The following is a 19002-nucleotide window of genomic DNA, read 5'->3' on the forward strand; positions in this document are numbered from 1 at the left end:
TGTCTTGTCTTATTTATCTTCCACCTTAGGAAAGTCCAATAATAAATCCCGATAATATTCGTACTGTTTTTGGCGTAACTCAATCTCACACGGTAAACCTTCGGTCATGGAATTTGTTAACGCATCAAATTTATCTAAGATTTCGACAATTTGAGTTAACTTTGTCAACGGAAGAATAGGGATTTTGATGCTATTTAAATTCTTTTGATTTAATTTAGGTTGTGCAGCACCTGAAATATAAGGTGTTAAATCTATATTATTTAAAAAATACTCAATGAACTTACGTTCACCATAAGTCTTAAATTTCAATACGTGAGCGTGATTATTTACCCAAGTCTTGCCTGTAATACTAAATGCTATAGGAGTATTTCTTGCTAATAAATTTGCGCCATCTTCTGATATAAGCAATAAATCTTCTTCGAAAAGATAGTCTTCTACATAATCAACAATACCAGATGCTCCATAATACGGTATGCTACCTGACTTTCTTAGGCCACTTGTTACAGGTTTCCTCATATAATCAAGATTTTCTGCTATTTCTCCTAAGGTCTTCCACTCAACCTCATCCTCTTTAAATGTCAATAATTTATCTCGATAATAATCGTATTGTTTTTTCCGTGCTGTAAGCTCTGCTGTAAGCTCTGCTGTAAGCTCTGTAAAAGTGTCTAAGATACGGACGATTTCAGTCTGTATGTGTAGCGAAGGAATAGGAATTTGAATTTTTTTTAATTCACTCATTGGTAAACTAATAACTGGCGAACCAACAATTTTTTTACTATATTCATTTACTATATATTTTGAATTAAATAAATGAGATAAGTATTTTGAAACAACTATTTCTTGAACAGGTTTTATTACATAGACTCCTTCTTTGATATTCCAATTTTTAGGTTTTTCATCAATAACAGCTGTTTTTCCTACCGTCCCTGTCCCCGAAAATAAGATGTCGCCAGCCTCTAAATTCGAGCGGTTGTTTATAAGCTCTAAAGCTTGGTTATTAATTTTATCAGTCTTATCAAGGAAGACTATCTTTCCATTCTGAATTTCTCGAACAGTTATATAGAAATTCATAGCATCGGATGTATTCAACTTAAAGTTATTTCGTGGATTTAGCCCCGTTTTCAAAGATTTTATTACTTCCCCTAATGGTTTCCACTCAACCGCTTCCCCATCAAGTAGCTTAGCGATACTGTTTTGCATATTTGAATTGTTACTCATTTCTTGCGACTTTCCTGTTTCGCTTTATTTGCTAATACGTTGATGGTTTTCAGATAAGATATTTCTACCCCACTATAAACATTTCGTGAATGTTGTTGAACTGTTCGGATTTTCTGAACAGTTGCTTTTTTAAAATAAGCATCAATACAAACTTGTTGATTATTAATATGGTAAATTTCAATGTGATTATTGCTCATGCTTCAATCTCCGCCACAATGGCATCAATTTGGGCGCGTAAGCGATCAATTTTAGCCACAGTGTCTTTTAATTCCGCATTAAGCTTATGGATATCAATTACTTCACGGGTATCTTTGGCTTCCACATATGAGCTTACCGATAAATTATAGTCATTGTCGGCAATGGTTTGATTAGCAACCGATTTGGCAAAATATTCGACATCTTGTTTACTATCAAATATTTGTATAATTTCTTCAATATGCTTATCGGTTAGGACATTATTATTGGTTTCTTTTTTAAACAGCTTGCTGGCATCCATAAATTGTGTGGTTCTAACGGTTTTGTTTTTCGCCAGTACCAGAATATTGACCGCAATCGAGGTACCATAAAATAAGTTTGGTGCCAGTGATATCACGGTTTCGACAAAATTATTATCGATTAAATATTTACGGATTTTCTGCTCAGCACCACCTCGATAAAAAATACCCGGAAAGGTAACAATCGCCGCTCGCCCTCGCTCAGACAAGTAACTTAATGCATGCAGAATAAAGGCAAAATCGGCTTTTGATTTTGGCGCGAGTATGCCAGCAGGGGCATATCGGTCATCATTGATTAAGGTTGGGTCATCACTGCCAATCCATTTAATCGAATAAGGCGGATTGGAAACAATGGCATCAAATGGCTTTTCGTCGCCAAACTTAGGATTAAGTAGTGTATCCCCTAAGACAATTTCAAATTTATCGTAGTTGATATTGTGTAAAAACATATTCATACGAGCAAGATTATAGGTGGTATGGTTAATTTCCTGACCATAGAATCCATCCTCAATGATATGCTTATCAAACTGTTTTTTTGCCTGTAACAATAAAGAGCCTGAGCCTGCCGCCGGGTCATAGATTTTATTGATCTTTGTTTGATTATGTAAGGCTAATTGTGCGATTAATTTGGATACATTCGGCGGGGTGAAAAATTCTCCTCCTGATTTACCGGCTTTAGAAGCATAATTGGAGATTAAATATTCATAAGCATCACCAAACACGTCAATATGGTTATCTTCAAATTGCCCAAAATCCAGCTCGGCAATGCCATTGAGTACGGCAGCTAGCCGTTTGTTTTTGTCGGCTACGGTATTACCTAAGCGGTTACTGGTGGTGTCAAAATCAGCAAATAACCCTTTAATATCGCTTTCGGAAGGATAACCAATAGCCGAACTTTCAATCGCATTAAAAATATTGGCCAAGTGGGTATTTAAGTCTTTATTGGTATTGGCCTCGGCAACGGTATGGCAGAATAATTGGCTAGGATAGATAAAATAGCCTTTGGATTTAATGGCATCCTGTTTAATTTCGTCGGTAATCTTATCATCGGAAATTGATTTATAATCAATACTCTCATCGCCAGCCTGCATATAATCAGCAAAATTTTCACTAATAAAGCGATAAAATAAGGTGCCAAGTACATATTGTTTGAAATCCCAGCCATCGACAGCGCCTCTTACTTCGTCGGCAATTTTCCATATTTGGCGTTGTAATTGGTCTCGTTGCTGGATACTGATGGCCATGATTAAATTCCAATAAAAATCTGTGTGTTAAATATTAGGCTTATTAAGATATCTAAGCGGTAATTGTGTATTTTATCAGCACGGCTGCTTACTGGTGCATCAGGGTACAAAATAATATACGCCACCAGGCAATAACTGCGTTATAGGTTCTTCGATATCAAGGTTCTAGCCTGCATTCTGTGTATCTTGCTTTTACAGGTAGCGATTGATTCTGGCAGCAAACTTTATAACAAGTCGGCGCATTGCAGTTTTGCAGTGATGAATCGACATAATTCATTTTTCTGGTGTTGGCTGTATTGCTCAGCCAGTCAATTATTTTATGGCAGCATCAGCCGAGAAAGTTTTTTCATTACAAGTATTTATTTTTTCCTATAGCGTGATTTTAGCAGTAATAATTTGCATTTAATTTGGTATTTAACCGACTGAGAGAGAGAAAATCGAAGATGCGCTGGCTGCGGATAATGGCGTTATTACCCTTGATAGGTGATGCAGTTGAACCACGGCGGGCATTGATTGCATACAATGCCTTAAATGCGCAGGTAGATATTTACATTTCCTGATTGCACCAAAAAGGATGGCACAGCCATCCTTTTTTATTGCAATGATTATATTCAGTAGCCAGTCTGAGCTGGCTAAATACCTGATACAGCAAAAGCAGCTGAATCATCAGCCTTTGACACAGATAACCTGACGCAATTGATGCCTGATTTCCACCAGCTCCTGCTGTGCCTGCATTACGGCATCGATATCTTTGTACGCCAGTGGAATTTCGTCGATTACCTCCGCATCTTTACGACATTCTACATGGGCGGTGGCCTGCATCTGGTCGGCAACGGTAAATCTCTTTTTGGCTTCGGCGCGGCTCATTACCCGCCCTGCCCCATGCGAACAGGAATGAAAACTTTCTGTATTACCCAAACCACGCACAATATAACTTTTTGCCCCCATTGAGCCCGGAATAATCCCCTGTTCGCCCTCGCGTGCAGAAACTGCACCTTTACGGGTAACAAAAACATTCTGGCCAAAGTGCTGTTCTTTCTGCACATAGTTATGATGACAGTTTATTGTTTGCAGATGCGTGGTAAATGGCACATCAATCACTTTGCGTAATGCAGCAATGGTATTGTGCATCATCACTTCACGGTTTACACGGGCAAAGTCCTGCGCCCAATGCACAGCTTCCAGATAATCACGACAATATTCCGTTCCTTCAGCAAAATACGCCAGATCGTTATTGGGCAGATAGGTATCAATAAAATACTTTTTCATCTCTTTTTGCGCCAGCTCACTGAAATATTGACCAATGGCATGGCCAATACCACGTGAACCGCTATGCAGCATAATCCATACCTGATCAGTTTCATCCAGACAAACTTCGATAAAGTGATTACCGCTGCCCAGTGTGCCCAGATGATGCAAGCTATTGGCTTTTAAAAAGCGCGGATATTTGCTGGTGAGTTTTTCAAAGCCGGGCAATAACTGCTGCCAGTACTCTTGTACAATCGGTGGCGGATTATGCCAGCTACCTTTATCATATTTTTTATTACCCGGGGTGGAGCCATGCGGTACGGCTTTTTCAATCGCCAGCCGCAATGGCATTAAGTCTTCCGGCAAATCCTGTGCGGTAAGCGACAACTGTACCGCCATCATGCCACAGCCGATATCTACGCCAACCGCAGCCGGAATAACCGCGCCGGTGGTGGGAATCACGCTGCCAATGGTAGAACCTCGTCCCAGATGCACATCCGGCATTACGGCAATATGCTTAAAAATAAAGGGCAGTTGTGCGGTTTCAAGCAGTTGTGTTTTGGCGATATCTTCTACTGGTACGCCTTTAGTCCACATTTTTACCGGACGGGTTTTATCTTCTTTTAATACTTCATATTTTTGCATTTTTATCTTTCATTATTTTTCTGTTTAATCAATCAGCATAGGTTAGGCTGCTATTTCGCCTGAATGTTAATCAAACCATGTAATAACTGATCCAGACCGCCCACAACTGAAATTTTGTCGATGCGTTCAGCAATGCGTTCCAGTGTTTCCATTTCTTTCAGGCGTAAAGCCACCGGATTGTTTTCCATTACTCTGGCGGTATTCAGCAAGGAACGGGTGGCGGAAGTTTCTTCGCGGCGACGGATTACATTGGCCTGTGCCGCTTTTTCAGCCTCCACTACCTGCGCCAGAATGGTTTTCATGTCGCCCGGCAGAATTATGTCTTTCACGCCTACGCTAATGGTTTCAATTCCATAGCCTGTCATATTCGCCTGCATATGCGCATTGATGACTTCATCAATCACGTCCTTGTTTTCCAGCAATTCATCCAGCGTGCGGGTACCAATTGCTTCGCGTAAGGCAAATTGCAATTGCCGGTACAATAGTTCCACAGGCTGGGCAGCTTTGGCAAAAGCAGTTAATACATCGGTATAGCACCAGTTAGCCACCAGATTGATGCGCAGATTTACTTTGTCGCGGGTTAGAATTTCCTGCCCGGAGATTTCGACGGTCTGCAAGCGTGTATCTACGATTTCAACGCTGATTTCGCGGTTAAAGCGCCAGTAGGCGGTAATGCCGGCATCCAGTAGCTGCTCTACTTTGCCATTTACTTTTAATACACCAACATGATAGGCCGGTACCTGCGCAATCAGCACGCTGCTGTCACCAATCACTTCTTTTTGACGCAATTTAGGCTGTAATAATTGCTGTACCATTTGTTCTGAAAGCTGGTAGCCGGCAGCCAGCTCGATAGTCTGCATGTGCTGCTTGCAATTATTCTGCCAATATAATCTTTTTGTGCCCGGCGGCAGGATTTCTACCAGTAGGTCATCCTCGAAGCGTAATCCGGCCTGATTAGCGCCTACCTGCATCTGTACACAGTATTGCTGCATCTGCTCCGGTGCATTCTGCTCAATCGTGGCGGCCAGCAGGTCATCGATACGGTTGTCCTGTAATTTGAATTTTCCCAGTACAAGCTTATGCTTGAATTCGCATAAGCCAATTACAGATGTGGGCGGAATAATCTGCACAAACTGGTTATCCACAAACAGGGTACCAATCTGTTCATCTACAAAATAATGCAGTTTGATATTGTCGATACCGGTAATGAGTCTGGCGGTATTTTTGGCCTGTATCAGTTCCAGCGCTACTTCATCCGGCAAACGGTAGCCCTGCTGCAAAGTGACTTTTTTAATTGATTGTGCTTTATAACTCTGCCAGTACAGTGCTTTGGTAGCGGGCATTATAATTTCTACCAGCATGTCTTCTTCATAGCGCAGGGCAATTTCATTATCAGCCACATTGACATAATGACAATATTTTTCTACTAGTTGCGGATAAAAATTAAGCAGTTTTTCGGCGATATTCGGCTCGATTTCAGTATCGGCCAAATCCACCAGAGAATACGTTATTGCAGAAAAAGGATCCCAGAAAGTATGGCGGCCGGCGCTAACGATGGTATTTATCTCATCCCGTTTATTAACAACAGCCAGCTCACCTTTTTTTACATCGATTATGGTCAACATATTAATTCTCCTGTCTATTGCAGCCAGTAAACAGGATGAACACACTCAAACGGATTAAGTAACGAAATAACAGGGGAAAGATTCCTCACCATAATCTAATCACTGCCTGATCATGGTTAATAAATATTTTGCCTGCTATCCGGTTTTTTTACCCAGACAAAAACAACTATAGCTGAGTTTGCCCGGTTAACCGGTTTTTCCTGTGCCTAAGCTTTTACTACTCTGCTTATTCCCATTTACTGACTGGTATTGCTTAATACTACAAGTATTACTATGTGATTTTTGAAACAGGAATCGAACCTGTCACAGATTGGTTTGGTGCCAATTGCTCTATCCAGTGAGCTTTTCAAAAATACTCCGTGAAAGGGAGGTGTCTTTTATACTCAGGAATACATGTTGATAATGCAAATGAATTGGCCTTGCGGCGAATCCGGCTGCATTCGCTATGCACCTGACTGCCATATCAGACAGCATGTATTGCAGACACAGGCTTTATTGCAATTACTGTACCAACAGGTAAATTTTTTTAGGTAATTTTTATAGATAATTATTTTTATTAATTAAATAATTAAATTTTAAAATTACTTGCCAGTCATTCATTGCTTAAATCGAACATGATTTTATAAATTTATATATAATTTTATTTATATTTATAAACCGGTAAAATAATCCTATGAACAGGCAAAACGTGGTATTCGGCTTTTTAGGCAATGTGCTTGACCAGCGCGGTAAAGGCAGAAAACGCTGGGAGCGCTGGCGGCCAACGGTTGATGTCTGTAATCATCCGGAACTGCCGGTATCCCGCTTTGAGCTGCTTTATCAAGTCAATGATAATGAGTTACTGGCTGAAATTATTCAGGATATTAAAACCATTGCCCCAGATACACAGGTTAATCCGGTTGCAGTGCATATACATGACCCGTGGGATTTTGAGGAGGTGTATACCTGTTTACTGGATTTAGCCAAAAGCTATCAATTTGATTATGAACAGGAAAATTATTATTTAAATATTACTACTGGCACGCACGTTATGCAGATTTGCTGGTTTCTGCTGGCAGAATCACGCTTTTATCCGGCCAGACTGCTGCAATTATCGCCGACCAAAGGGGCAGCACGGCATGAAACGGCGTTAACTGAGCCGGCAGAGCATCAACAGCTATGCAGCCGCGGACAAATCAACATTATTGACCTGAATCTGAACCGCTACGACCAGATTCTGACCCGCTTTCAGCAATACGCCGGCCAAGCTACTGAATTACTCAAATCCGGCATTGCCACCAGAAACCCGCATTACAATCAGTTAATTACTGAAATAGAACAGGTAGCCAGCCGCTCCCATGCGCCTATCCTGCTGTGTGGCCCTACCGGCGCCGGTAAGTCATTTCTTGCCCGGCAAATTTACCAGCTTAAGCTGAATAAGCATCAGATAAGCGGCCAATTTGTGGAAATTAACTGCGCTACCCTGACTGGGGATAATGCCATGTCCACGCTGTTTGGCCATAGCAGAGGTGCTTATACGGGTGCCAGCATGGCCAGAAGTGGCTTGCTCAAACAGGCTGATAACGGCCTTTTGTTTCTGGATGAAATCGGTGAGCTGGGGCTGGATGAACAGGCTATCCTGCTCAAAGCCATTGAAGAAAAGCATTTTTATCCATTGGGCTCGGATAAACTGGTTTCCAGCCAGTTTCAATTGATTGCCGGCACCAATAAAGATTTAAAACAGGCAATTGCCTGTGGCGCATTCAGGGAAGACTTATATGCACGGATTAATTTGTGGAGCTACCAATTACCCGGTCTGGCAGAACGCAAAGAAGATATTGAGCCGAATATTGATTTTGAGCTGGCGCGCTATGCACAGGAATATGGCACTATGCCACGCTTTAATCAGCAATCCAGAACCCGCTATGTAAACTTTGCCACTTCAGCTACCGCACGATGGACGGGCAATTTCCGTGAGCTCACTGCCTCCATTACCCGTATGGCTACACTGGCCACGCAAGGTAATATCACTTTGGCACAGGTTGAAGACGAAATTCAGCGCTTACAGCAACACTGGCAGCAAACAACACCAGCCGATGCGCTGATTCCGGCTGAAATTGATGAATTCGACCGCTATCAGCTAGAAAAGGTGATTGAAGTATGCCGCAAAAGCCGAACCTTATCCGAGGCCGGCCGCTATCTGTTTGCTGTATCACGGGCACAGAAACAGCGTGCCAATGATGCCGACAGGCTGAAAAAATATCTGGCCAAATTTGATTTAAGCTGGGAGCAGATAAAAGATAGTAGTCATCACGTCATTTAGAAGCGGCATAACTGTTTAAACTTGAATATCAGGTGATTTATCGGCAATCACTATCTTTGATAATTTACCCTGAAATCATAACCACAATAAATCAGACTGCCGGCAAAGCTGTAAGCAGGCAGTCATGCTATTAACACACCATGCGCTGTAGCAGTTTCTTAAACTCTTCACCCACCAGCGGATGCTTCATGCCATACGCCACTGTTGCTTCCAGATAGCCAAGCTTATCACCACAATCATAGCGTCTGCCGGCAAAAGCATAAGCAATCATTTTTTGTTCGGTGAGCAAGCGGGCAATCGCATCGGTTAACTGGATTTCTCCGCCTGCCCCGCGCGGTAAATTAGTGAGAAAATCAAACACACGGGCAGATAAAATATAGCGCCCCACTACGCCCAGATGCGAAGGTGCTTCATCCGGATGCGGTTTTTCCACAATACTTTTGACATAATCAAAGCCATCTTCGCGGGCAGTTTCCACAATACCGTAAGCACCGGTCTGTTGGGGGTCAACATTTTCTACACCAAGCACATTACAACCAGTACGATGATAGACATCCATCATCTGGCTTAATGCGCCGGGCTGGGCATCAATCAGGTCATCGGCCAGCACCACCGCAAAGTTTTCTTTGCCCACAGCGGCACGGCTGCACAGCACCGCATGTCCCAGTCCCAGCGCTGCCGGCTGGCGAATATACAGACAAGTGACATTAGGTGGCAGTATATCCTGCACAAAATCAAGTAATTTATTCTGATTACGGTAGGCCAGCTCGGTTTCCAGCTCATACGCCTTATCAAAATGATCTTCGATGCAGCGCTTATTGCGGCCGGTAATAAATACCAGCTCGGTACAGCCGGCAGCCACAGCTTCTTCCACTGCATACTGAATCAGTGGCTTATCCACAATCGGCAGCATTTCTTTCGGGCTGGCTTTGGTAGCCGGTAAAAACCGTGTTCCCATACCAGCTACCGGAAACACACATTTACGGATTGGTTCTGCTTTCATCAGTTCTACTCTTTAATTCCCAACATAGCCATCAACGCAGCCTGATCCAGTATGGTAACACCAAGTGCCTCGGCTTTGGTCAGCTTGCTGCCTGCTTCAGCACCGGCCACGACAAAATCGGTTTTTTTCGACACACTGCCACTAACCTTGCCACCGGCTTCTTCAATGTGCTGCTGCGCCACATCCCGCGACCAGTCTGGCAATGTGCCGGTTAACACAAAAGTTTTGCCGGCAACAGCTTCATTGGCTGCCGGTGCTATTTCTTCTGGCTGGCCGGCAAGTAATTGCTCACGTAAAGCAATGGTTTTTTGCAATAATAAGCGGTTTTCCGGCTGAGCGCACCAGTGCTGCCAGCTTTCCGGTAAGGCCTTGTCGGTTAATAGCTGCGCCCAGTCCATGCCCACCAGTTGCCACAGTTTCTGCGCCCGCGTTGCGGTTAAACCCGCGCCGGGCAGGCGTGCCAGTACTCGCTCAGGAGCAAAATACTCATGCAATGGTATACGGCGGGTTTCTGCCTGTGGTGCTACGCCTGCATCAAGCAATTCCTGCAATTGACCAGTCTGGTCTTCCTGACTGAAAAAATACGCTACTGAGTGCGCCACAACAGTACCGATATCCGGCAAGCAGGCCAGTAATGGCTCCGTAGCCTGAGTTAGCGTGGCCAAATCGCCAAACGCCTGTGCCAACTGCTTGGCTGTGCGTTCGCCCACATGAAAAATACCCAAAGCGTAGATAAGATTGGCCAGTGGACGCCGGCGGCTGGCATCGATACCGGCCAGAATATTTTCTGCCCAGCGGGAAGGTTGCTGTTTGGCTGCCTTACCGGTAGTGGATAAGGCCAGCTCATCCGCCGCTGCTTCTGCACTATCCGCTGCTTCCTGCTTGGCCTGCTGTTTCATGGCCAGCAAATCGGCCAGTTGTAAACGGTATACATCGGCAAAATGATGCACACGCCCCTGTGCGACCAGCAGCTCAATCTGCCGCTCGCCCAGATTTTCAATATCCATCGCCCGGCGTGATGCAAAGTGAATCAGTGCCTGTACCCGCTGTGCCTGACACAGCATACCGCCACTACAGCGCGCCACTGCCTCCCCTTCTTCGCGCACAATCTCATGCCCACAAACCGGACACTGTTGTGGCATACGGAAAGGCGGAAACTTTGGCACAGCCTCTGCCGGCGTGAGTAAATCTATCTGTTCTTCCACCATTGGCCGCTGCGCCAGTACCACAGACACAACTTCCGGAATCACATCACCGGCACGCCGTACAATGACCGTATCACCCTCTCGCACATCCTTACGCTGTGCTTCACCTTCATTATGCAAAGTTGCATTGGTAACGGTTACGCCACCAACAAATACTGGTGTTAAACGCGCTACCGGTGTGATCGCGCCTGTGCGCCCAACCTGTACATCAATTGCTTCAACTGTAGTGAGCATTTCCTCAGCCGGAAATTTCTGTGCAATGGCAAAGCGTGGTGCCCGCGCCACATAACCAAGCTGTTCCTGCTGTGCCAGATTATCCACCTTGATTACCACGCCATCGATGCCAAACGGCAAATCAGCGCGTATCTGATAAATCTGCTCATAAAATGCCAGTACCTTTTTGATATCAGCCTGATAACACAAGGTATCCTGTGACGGTATGGTCAAACCCAAACGCGCCAGCAGCGCCAGCTCTTCACTGTGACTATCCGGCACAAAATGCTCGTCCAGTCTAGCAATACCGTAAGCATAGAAATGCAAACGCCGGCGTGCAGTAATTTTCGGATCTAGCTGGCGCAAACTGCCGGCTGCTGCATTGCGCGGATTGGCAAATGTTTTTTGATTTTCTGCCTGCTGATGTGCATTAAGCCGCTCAAAATCCGCTTTCAGCATCAGCACTTCACCGCGCACTTCCAGCACGTCGGGCACATTATCCCCATGCAGACGCAAAGGAATATTCACAATCGTGCGCGCGTTCTCAGTTACATCCTCGCCGGTATAGCCATCACCACGGGTTGAAGCCTGCACCAGCAAACCATCACGATAAAGTAAGCTGATGGCCAGACCATCAAATTTCGGTTCCACAATATATTCAGGCTCAGCACCCAGACCATCACGCACGCGCTTATCAAAAGCATGCATTTCACTATGGTCAAACTGATTACTATCGTCCAGCGGCGAAAACGCGTTATTCAGCGACAACATCGGAATCTGGTGCACCACAGCAGTGAATTTTTGCTGTGCGCGTCCGCCCACGCGCATACTGGGACTATCCGGCTGGCGCCATTGCGGATACTGCTCTTCCAGTGCCTGTAACTCGCGGAACAACCGGTCATATTCTGCATCCGGTACAGTAGGCGCATCCAGATCATAATACTCATGTGCATAGCGATTAAGCAGTGCGGTTAAATCGATAATTTGCTGTTCGCTCACTGTATCCATTCCAGTTATTCCTTCAAGCAGCTAAAAAGAAAATGGCAACCCCCATTCTGCGGCTTGCCATCTCATCATAAAATTAAAAATACAGGCAATATCAGGAAAACAGCCTTTTCGTCAGCTCACTTCCGGGCTTCAGCTCAACCTGCTTCATTTCCTTCTGCCGGTCAACCACATAGCGGCGTACTTCACGCAACCATTCTGTGGACAACTCTTCCACCTTATCGTTGACCAAATCCAAGCTTAGCTGACTGGACAGCTTAACGGCCATATCCATAAACTGATCAAAGCATTTTTCGCCGTTCGGTATGTGTACTATATCAAATAACATACTGAATCCACGATAATTTTGATTTGCTAACAATGTAGCAGTAAATGGTGAGTTATCCAGCGTTACAATACTGAACAAAGGTTCACCATTACTATCGGCATAGTAGAATGCACCATCATGCCCCAGTTCAAACCCCTGCCGCTCAACCGCCGAGCGCAACTCCATACCACTTACATTAGTGCGTGATACCAGATGAATAGCAATTGTCTGATCAACCCGGGCACACAAGTCATCCAGTGGCCGTGCAACATTCAGGAAAGTATTAATATCCGTTAACAGCAATTGGCCATCCATTTGCTCGGCAAAACGGTTGGCCTGTTCACCAAAATGTACCAGCTCTTCATGCGTGATCAAGCCACTGCGGCTGATGGCCTGCAAGCCAACCACAAACCCCTGATAATAAACACTGGGAATCGGTTCAGCCACCTGATAACGGTCATCCATGGTACAGCCCACCAGCCGAAAACGTGAACGGCTGCTCAAACGCGGCATGGCGTGCAACTCTTTGGGCTCATATAAAGCGATATAAGCCAGATAATCAAAGCGCACATCAAACCATGGCAGCGGCTGTTTGGCCATATCACGCAAATCCAGCAAGGTTTTGCGCCCTTTTACCGGAATAGTTCGTGATAACGATTCCATATCACTGCATACGGGCGGGCTTTCCGGGGCTGCACCCTCGTCAGCAGCAGGCAGCTCCGGCGGTTGTGCAGTGGCTACCTTTTCTTCCTGTATATGGCCATCACTGGCTTCAGGCTCAGTTTCCTCACCAGTAGCCACAGATTCAGTCGGTTCGGTAGATGAATCGACAGCCATACCCGCCTCACTTTCTGGCGGCACAGCTTTCTCATTGAGCACAGATTGCGCCTGAGCGCCATCACGTACAGAATTCACCTGACTATCCAGTAAAGCATCCTTATTGGCGTGTCCAAACTGTTCACGCAATTGTTTGCGGTATTGGCTTTCCTGATAAACATTATAGACCAGCACTGCCAGAATGAACGCCGCACCCACCACCAATATAATCAATACAGAATCACTCATTACATTCCTACTAGGCAATTTGCGGAAGCCGCAGTTTAATTAACAGCTAGACAGAATTATAACCAAAAATACCCCTGCCGGCAGCCTTAAACTATAGTGGCCACTGATATTTCGTTATCACTGGCAAGCCCCAGGCACGCAACCTGTCCCACTGAAAAAAATGCCCCGGATCAGATTTACGCCCCGGCGCTATATGCTGATGCCCGGTAATCGCCCGAATCGGATAACGCTCACACAGTGCCAGCAATAATTTATTTAACTGCGTATACTGCGATTCTGTAAACGGCTCAAAATCACAGCCTTCCAGCTCAATCCCGATTGAAAACGCATTACAGCCCTCTCGCTCGTCAAAACGCGATACTCCGGCCTGAAAAGCAGCATCGTCACAGGAAACAAACTGGGTTAATGCCCCGCTGCGCTCCAGCAGAAAATGGCTTGATACCCGTAAGTTGATAAGCGAACGCATAAAATCATCCGGCTCATCCGGCTTAATCTGATTGGTAAACAGACGCTGCACGGCCTGTTGCCCATATTCAAACGGCGGCAGGGAAATATTATGCAATACCACCAGCGATACCTCAGCTTGCTGCGGGCGCTGGCTGAAATTCGGTGACGGCACATGTGTACACTGCTGTAACCAGCCGTCTGTCCATAGCGGCTTTTGTTCGCCCTGCATCCTCTTTGCCTTTGTGATAAAAGTGCTTACCTTAATACAGCTTGGTTTAATCGTCCACATTTAGCGAAGAGACAGGCCACAACCCGGGAAATAAGCTGCGATTAGCCCTAAACAGGCAAAATCAAAATCGTACATAGTGCAACAAACAGGCAAAATCAGACTTTTTCCATTAAATAAACAGCTACATATACAATCTTACACATAAAATACTTGCCAAGAGAGTTTATATCTGGTTTAATGCGCACTCTTCCCCGATGGCCAGATAGCTCAGTCGGTAGAGCAACGGACTGAAAATCCGTGTGTCGGCAGTTCGATCCTGCCTCTGGCCACCATTAGTAACCGCTAAATGCGGTTATTTTTTTGTCTGTTTAAAGTATAAAAATAAATCAGATAATTCTTTATTAAGTTAAGTTTAGAATGAATATTCAAAACAAGAATTAGATATAAAATATATCAGAAAAAATAGGCATCTTGAGTAGATATTTTTTGTTTAATAAATAGAATTTTTATATTATATTAGTAGTTAATTTATTAATAGCTTAATTTTTAAGTTAGTACTATTAATGTTGAGTACAATATAATTTCGCCTTTAATTCATATTAAAAAAGTTGCTTTTTTTAATATAATCGGAAAACATTAAACCCGTTTGTGCAGAGAAAAATTAGCATAACCAATCTACATTATAATATTTTTCAAATGATTAGAATAATTTACGGATATGTAGATTTTTCTATATATCTATAAATTTAGTCAAAACAACATAATAATAAGAATAGAAAGTATAAGTAAACTAGCTGAAAGGTAACCACGAATCTATAACTTTTATTTTAACTAGGATATACCTTGCTAGTCTAAAATACTTAAATATTATTTCTTTGTTTCTAACTGTGGGAATGTTATGGATAAGATTGATAATATTGACCAACAATATGATAGTGTAGATGCTAATAAATGGATTAAAAATTCATTAACTAAAGAAATTAAAGATATCAAAAATAGATGCACCCAAGAAGGTATCGATTTTTCAATGTATCAAATCCGGTCTTTTCGGGATATAACAGATTATGGCCACTTCGATGTTAAAGGTACCTTTGTACGTATTACAGACATTTTAGAAATTAGCGATTATTCTGATGAAAATTTCACCTTAATAAAGCATGCAGTTTTCAACTTAGGAAAATCTTTAATACAATTTTGTAAATCTTTTAAATTACATCTACCAGGAAAAAAACCTGTCTTTCTTTCTAAACATCATCCATATATGCTGATAGAAGAGCCATTACTTTTATTAAACATGGCCATTGAAAATGGTCACTTTAAAGACGGCTTTGAAACAATTTTTAAGCAATGTACGGAAGAAAAAATATTTGCAATCATGGCTATAATGATGATTGGATATTTAAAGAATACTAGTTTTTTTTCTCCATTTCCCAATGCTGACGTATTTTATGCAACTGCTGCAATAGAATCTATTTGTATTGCAGAAAGTTATAAGAATATCCAACATTATAAGAAATTAGCTCAGTCAACCGACGGGATCATTTCCGCATATAAAAGACAAGCTGCCTCTAACGCTGGTAAAGCCAAAAAAAGCCCATACGAAAAAGTTGGTACCAAAGAAGCCATGAAAAAGTATTGGTTACAGGCAAAAGATGGTTTTATACAGCGAGGAGCAAAGCAAAAATTTATAGACGATATGCACGAAAAAGCGCTGACAAATATTTTACCTATGCCCAAAGATGCCAATTTAACCGACAAAACAATTAGAAACTGGATAAAAGATTTTGAGCAGGAAATGGGGAAATCATCAAGCTGATTCTGGAAATCAACACGCTATTTCAGGAAATCAGCATGCTGGTTCATTTAACTGATTCTTCGCGTTAATTAATCTTCTGCCTGTGTTTAACAGCCATAATAAAGGCAAGCAGTATGACAAATAAACCAGTAAAAGCAACTGTACTTTTCACAATCAAGGCTTTAGGTATGGGTAGCGCATGGGTCAAAACCATCTCAAATCATAAGTTTGATAAAACATATTTTCTCAAACTTAGCCTGTTACCAGTATCCAGCAAAGCATGGCTGGCAAATCAATATTACCGGCTGCATCCCTGTCTGATATCACCGCACAAGCTGTCAATAAATGCGGAGGGCAGATAATGAATAATACCTCTACTGCTGCTATTTCAGCCCAAAAATACAATGATGCAGCCGCTCAGCCACTGGCAGACACCAGTTACGCCACTCAGCGCAGTTTTATCCTGCAATGTTTGCGTGAACAGCCGCATAGTACTTTGGAACTGCGCGCATTGGGTATCTGTAGTCCGGCATCACGTATTAATGAATTACGCAATCAGGGCTATGTAATTGAGACGACGCGGCGGCATGAATATGATTCTGCCGGTGTGCTACACAGTATTGCTGTGTATACGCTGTTAGCCAATCCCAACAGGCACGGCGCGATTAATTACGCCGAATAATCAGAATACCGCAATAGAGGAAGCGTTACACTATGTTTGATGCTTTCTCTATTGCCACTGTATTTCACAAACAGCTCCATAACTGGTTTTGACTGCAAAGCAGTTTCGATAATGCCGGAACTTCAATCCAGACAGGGATTGCTGATTGACTGCATCCGGCTATATCGAAAATCAACTCTTAAACTACCGGATTGGGGAGATAGCAGCTTGTGTAAGCATCTGCTGGCTGGCTGCTGCAATGGATGTTTCTGATAAAAATTTTTCTAATCATGCTGTTGCATATAAATGAAAATAATTATTATTATCTTTTAAAAATAGTTAAGCCTGTATAGAATGTTGTCTCTGGTGGATGGCAATCGGTTTCAGTCTATATTTTTGGGAGAAAGCTTACATGCAATCTGATACTTCTGGATTACAGCAACAGCAGGTTTTTCAATCTGGTGTGAATAATGTATCGGCACAGAATCTGCAAAATGCGGCGATAGCGGCAGATGAGTTTTGTTTTCTGAAATATATCGAGCACAATCTGTTTGGTGCTGCTCTGGATAAAACGGCGCTGTTTTATGCTGGTGAGGCCATTAGTTATCCACAGGTGGGGCAGAATGTGGCCAGAATCATGCACGCTTTGCGGCAAAAAAATTTACAGGCGGGCGCGGTGGTGGCGGTTTGTCTGCCCAAAAGTGCGCAGCATGTTTATGCTGTTTTAGCCTGTGCCCTGCTGGGCATTATCTGGCTACCGGTTGATATGGATGCACCTGAGGCCAGACGCGACTATTTGCTGTCTAACAGTAAGGTTGATGTGCTGATTGCTCAGACACAGGTAGACGGCCGGCAATGTGTTTTGATTGATGAGGCGCTGGCGACGCCGCTGCCGCAGCAACCTGAATGCTGCTATCGGCTGGACAGGAGCGCGGCTTATTATTTGTATACTTCTGGCAGTACGGGGACACCGAAGTGTGTGGTGCTCAATAATCTGGCTACGGCCAATGTGCTCGGGCAGACGATTGGCAGATGGCATGTGCAGCAGGACGATGTACTGATGGCGGTTACGCCCTTTCACCATGATATGTCGGTATTTGATGTTTTTGCGGCTATGGCACTCGGCGCTTCGCTGGTGATTCCGACGCCAGCACAAGTAAAGGATGCGGGTGCATGGGCGCAATTGGTGGCTGCTTATGGGATTACGCTTTGGGTAAGTGTGCCGGCAATTGTGGATATGTTATGCAGTGTGGCTCGGGTGGAACAGTTGCAATCGCTGCGTCTGGTAGCACAGGGCGGCGATTATATTAAGCCGGGGCTGATTCAGTATTTACGAGCACATCTGCCACAGGCGCGTTTGTTTTCGCTGGGTGGCCCTACGGAAACTACTATCTGGAGTATCTGGCATGAAATCACTGCTGCGGATGTGGATGTGATTCCTTATGGCCGGGCTTTGCCACACAATCAATATTATATTCTGGATGAGCAGTTACAGCCGTGTGCGCTGGGCGAAGTCGGCCAGATGTATATGACGGGGGTGAATTTATCCAATGGTTATTTGCTTGATGGGCAGTTGCTGACCGGCGATTTTGTGTCGCTACAATGCGATGCGGGAAAAACTGCTTTGCGCATGAGTGATTTGGGCTATGTACGTGCGGATGGGAATATTATTTTTGCGGGGCGTACTGAGGGTTATCTGAAAATCAAGGGGGTGCGGATTTCAGCGGCGGAGGTGGAAGCGGTGCTGGCTAAATCCGGCTGTTTACAGGATTGTGTGGTGGTGTGCTGTACCCATCCGGTTACTTCTATGCATGAGCTGGTGGCGGTGTATACGCTGCCACCGGGCGGGCAACAGGTGGATATTGGTGTGTTAAAGGAAAGCTTAATGGCCAGTCTGCCCAAGTCGCATATTCCCACCAGATGGCTGGCTATTGAGGAGATTCCGCTCACGCGTAATGTGAAAGTAGACAGGAAGCTGGTGCAGCAGATGGCGCAGGCGCGTCTGTATCAGGCGGTGGCCGCAGCGGGGCAAAATCAGGCGGTGGCAGATGGTGTTGTGGCTATTTTTCGTGACTGCCGCCCGCAACAGGCAGACGATGCAGGTGATATTTTTGTGCACACTGAGATTCTGGCCATCGGTATGCGCCTGAAACAGTTGATGCTGGTAGCCAAGCGGATTGCTGAACAGTTTGATGTGCAGTTGGATGCGCCGGCACTGGTGCGTTGTAAAACGGTGCAGGATGTGGTGCAGCAGGTGCAGCAGAAGATGCTGAATTAGGTTTTGATAGTGCTGGCG

At 44.1% G+C, this 19002-nt stretch carries 13 protein-coding genes and 2 tRNA genes; 5 read left to right on the top strand and 10 right to left on the bottom strand.

Annotated elements, in window-relative coordinates; translation table 11 throughout:
* Positions 1–9: 9 nt before the first annotated feature.
* The 6 genes from MJ764_RS06695 to MJ764_RS06720 form a co-directional block, all read right to left on the bottom strand.
* A complete protein-coding gene (locus MJ764_RS06695; protein WP_239325775.1) occupies positions 10–1218 on the bottom strand; it encodes a restriction endonuclease subunit S in 1209 nt (402 codons plus the stop codon).
* Positions 1215–1415 (bottom strand): hypothetical protein, encoded by a 201-nt coding sequence (locus tag MJ764_RS06700; RefSeq protein ID WP_239325776.1) that lies wholly within the window; start codon positions 1413–1415, stop codon positions 1215–1217. The genes MJ764_RS06695 and MJ764_RS06700 overlap by 4 nt, the downstream gene beginning before the upstream one ends.
* Positions 1412–2956: a type I restriction-modification system subunit M gene (locus MJ764_RS06705; protein WP_239325777.1), complete on the bottom strand. Its 1545-nt coding sequence runs from the start codon at positions 2954–2956 to the stop codon at positions 1412–1414. Before MJ764_RS06705 ends, MJ764_RS06700 begins: the two co-directional genes overlap by 4 nt.
* A gap of 666 nt (positions 2957–3622) precedes the next feature.
* Positions 3623–4849, bottom strand: a complete 1227-nt coding sequence (locus MJ764_RS06710; protein ID WP_239325778.1) for an RtcB family protein — start codon at positions 4847–4849, stop codon at positions 3623–3625.
* Between the two features lie 50 nt (positions 4850–4899).
* The gene (locus MJ764_RS06715; protein WP_239325779.1) at positions 4900–6474 is read right to left on the bottom strand and encodes a slipin family protein; all 1575 of its coding nucleotides are present in this window, start codon (positions 6472–6474) and stop codon (positions 4900–4902) included.
* Between the two features lie 279 nt (positions 6475–6753).
* Positions 6754–6826: transfer RNA gene (locus tag MJ764_RS06720), tRNA-Trp, on the bottom strand.
* Between the two features lie 321 nt (positions 6827–7147).
* On the opposite strand from MJ764_RS06720, the gene rtcR reads away from it, so the two are divergent.
* Positions 7148–8776, top strand: coding sequence for an RNA repair transcriptional activator RtcR (gene rtcR / locus MJ764_RS06725; protein WP_239325781.1), 1629 nt, complete (start codon positions 7148–7150; stop codon positions 8774–8776).
* 130 nt (positions 8777–8906) lie between these two features.
* Here the strand turns inward: rtcR and galU are convergent, their stop codons facing one another.
* From galU to ampD, 4 genes are all read right to left on the bottom strand, one after another.
* Positions 8907–9779, bottom strand: a complete 873-nt coding sequence (gene galU, locus MJ764_RS06730; protein WP_239325783.1) for a UTP--glucose-1-phosphate uridylyltransferase GalU — start codon at positions 9777–9779, stop codon at positions 8907–8909.
* A gap of 5 nt (positions 9780–9784) precedes the next feature.
* Positions 9785–12205: an NAD-dependent DNA ligase LigA gene (gene ligA, locus MJ764_RS06735; protein ID WP_239325785.1), complete on the bottom strand. Its 2421-nt coding sequence runs from the start codon at positions 12203–12205 to the stop codon at positions 9785–9787.
* A gap of 91 nt (positions 12206–12296) precedes the next feature.
* Positions 12297–13559 carry a cell division protein ZipA C-terminal FtsZ-binding domain-containing protein gene (locus MJ764_RS06740; protein WP_239325828.1) on the bottom strand — a complete coding sequence of 421 codons (1263 nt, stop codon included), beginning with the start codon at positions 13557–13559 and terminating at the stop codon, positions 12297–12299.
* A gap of 106 nt (positions 13560–13665) precedes the next feature.
* Complete coding sequence (gene ampD, locus MJ764_RS06745) at positions 13666–14250, bottom strand: 1,6-anhydro-N-acetylmuramyl-L-alanine amidase AmpD (RefSeq protein ID WP_239325787.1); 585 nt, start codon at positions 14248–14250, stop codon at positions 13666–13668.
* 256 nt (positions 14251–14506) lie between these two features.
* Here ampD and MJ764_RS06750 point away from each other — a divergent pair.
* The 4 genes from MJ764_RS06750 (at position 14507) to MJ764_RS06765 (ending at position 18984) form a co-directional block, all read left to right on the top strand.
* Positions 14507–14582 (top strand) — tRNA-Phe (locus MJ764_RS06750).
* A gap of 566 nt (positions 14583–15148) precedes the next feature.
* The gene (locus tag MJ764_RS06755) at positions 15149–16066 is read left to right on the top strand and encodes a hypothetical protein (protein WP_239325788.1); all 918 of its coding nucleotides are present in this window, start codon (positions 15149–15151) and stop codon (positions 16064–16066) included.
* Between the two features lie 259 nt (positions 16067–16325).
* Complete coding sequence (locus MJ764_RS06760; RefSeq protein ID WP_239325790.1) at positions 16326–16727, top strand: helix-turn-helix domain-containing protein; 402 nt, start codon at positions 16326–16328, stop codon at positions 16725–16727.
* 391 nt (positions 16728–17118) lie between these two features.
* Positions 17119–18984: an AMP-binding protein gene (locus MJ764_RS06765; protein WP_239325792.1), complete on the top strand. Its 1866-nt coding sequence runs from the start codon at positions 17119–17121 to the stop codon at positions 18982–18984.
* The last annotated feature ends 18 nt before the right edge of the window (positions 18985–19002 follow it).

The organism is Snodgrassella gandavensis, from assembly GCF_914768025.1.
GTDB lineage: Bacteria > Pseudomonadota > Gammaproteobacteria > Burkholderiales > Neisseriaceae > Snodgrassella > Snodgrassella gandavensis.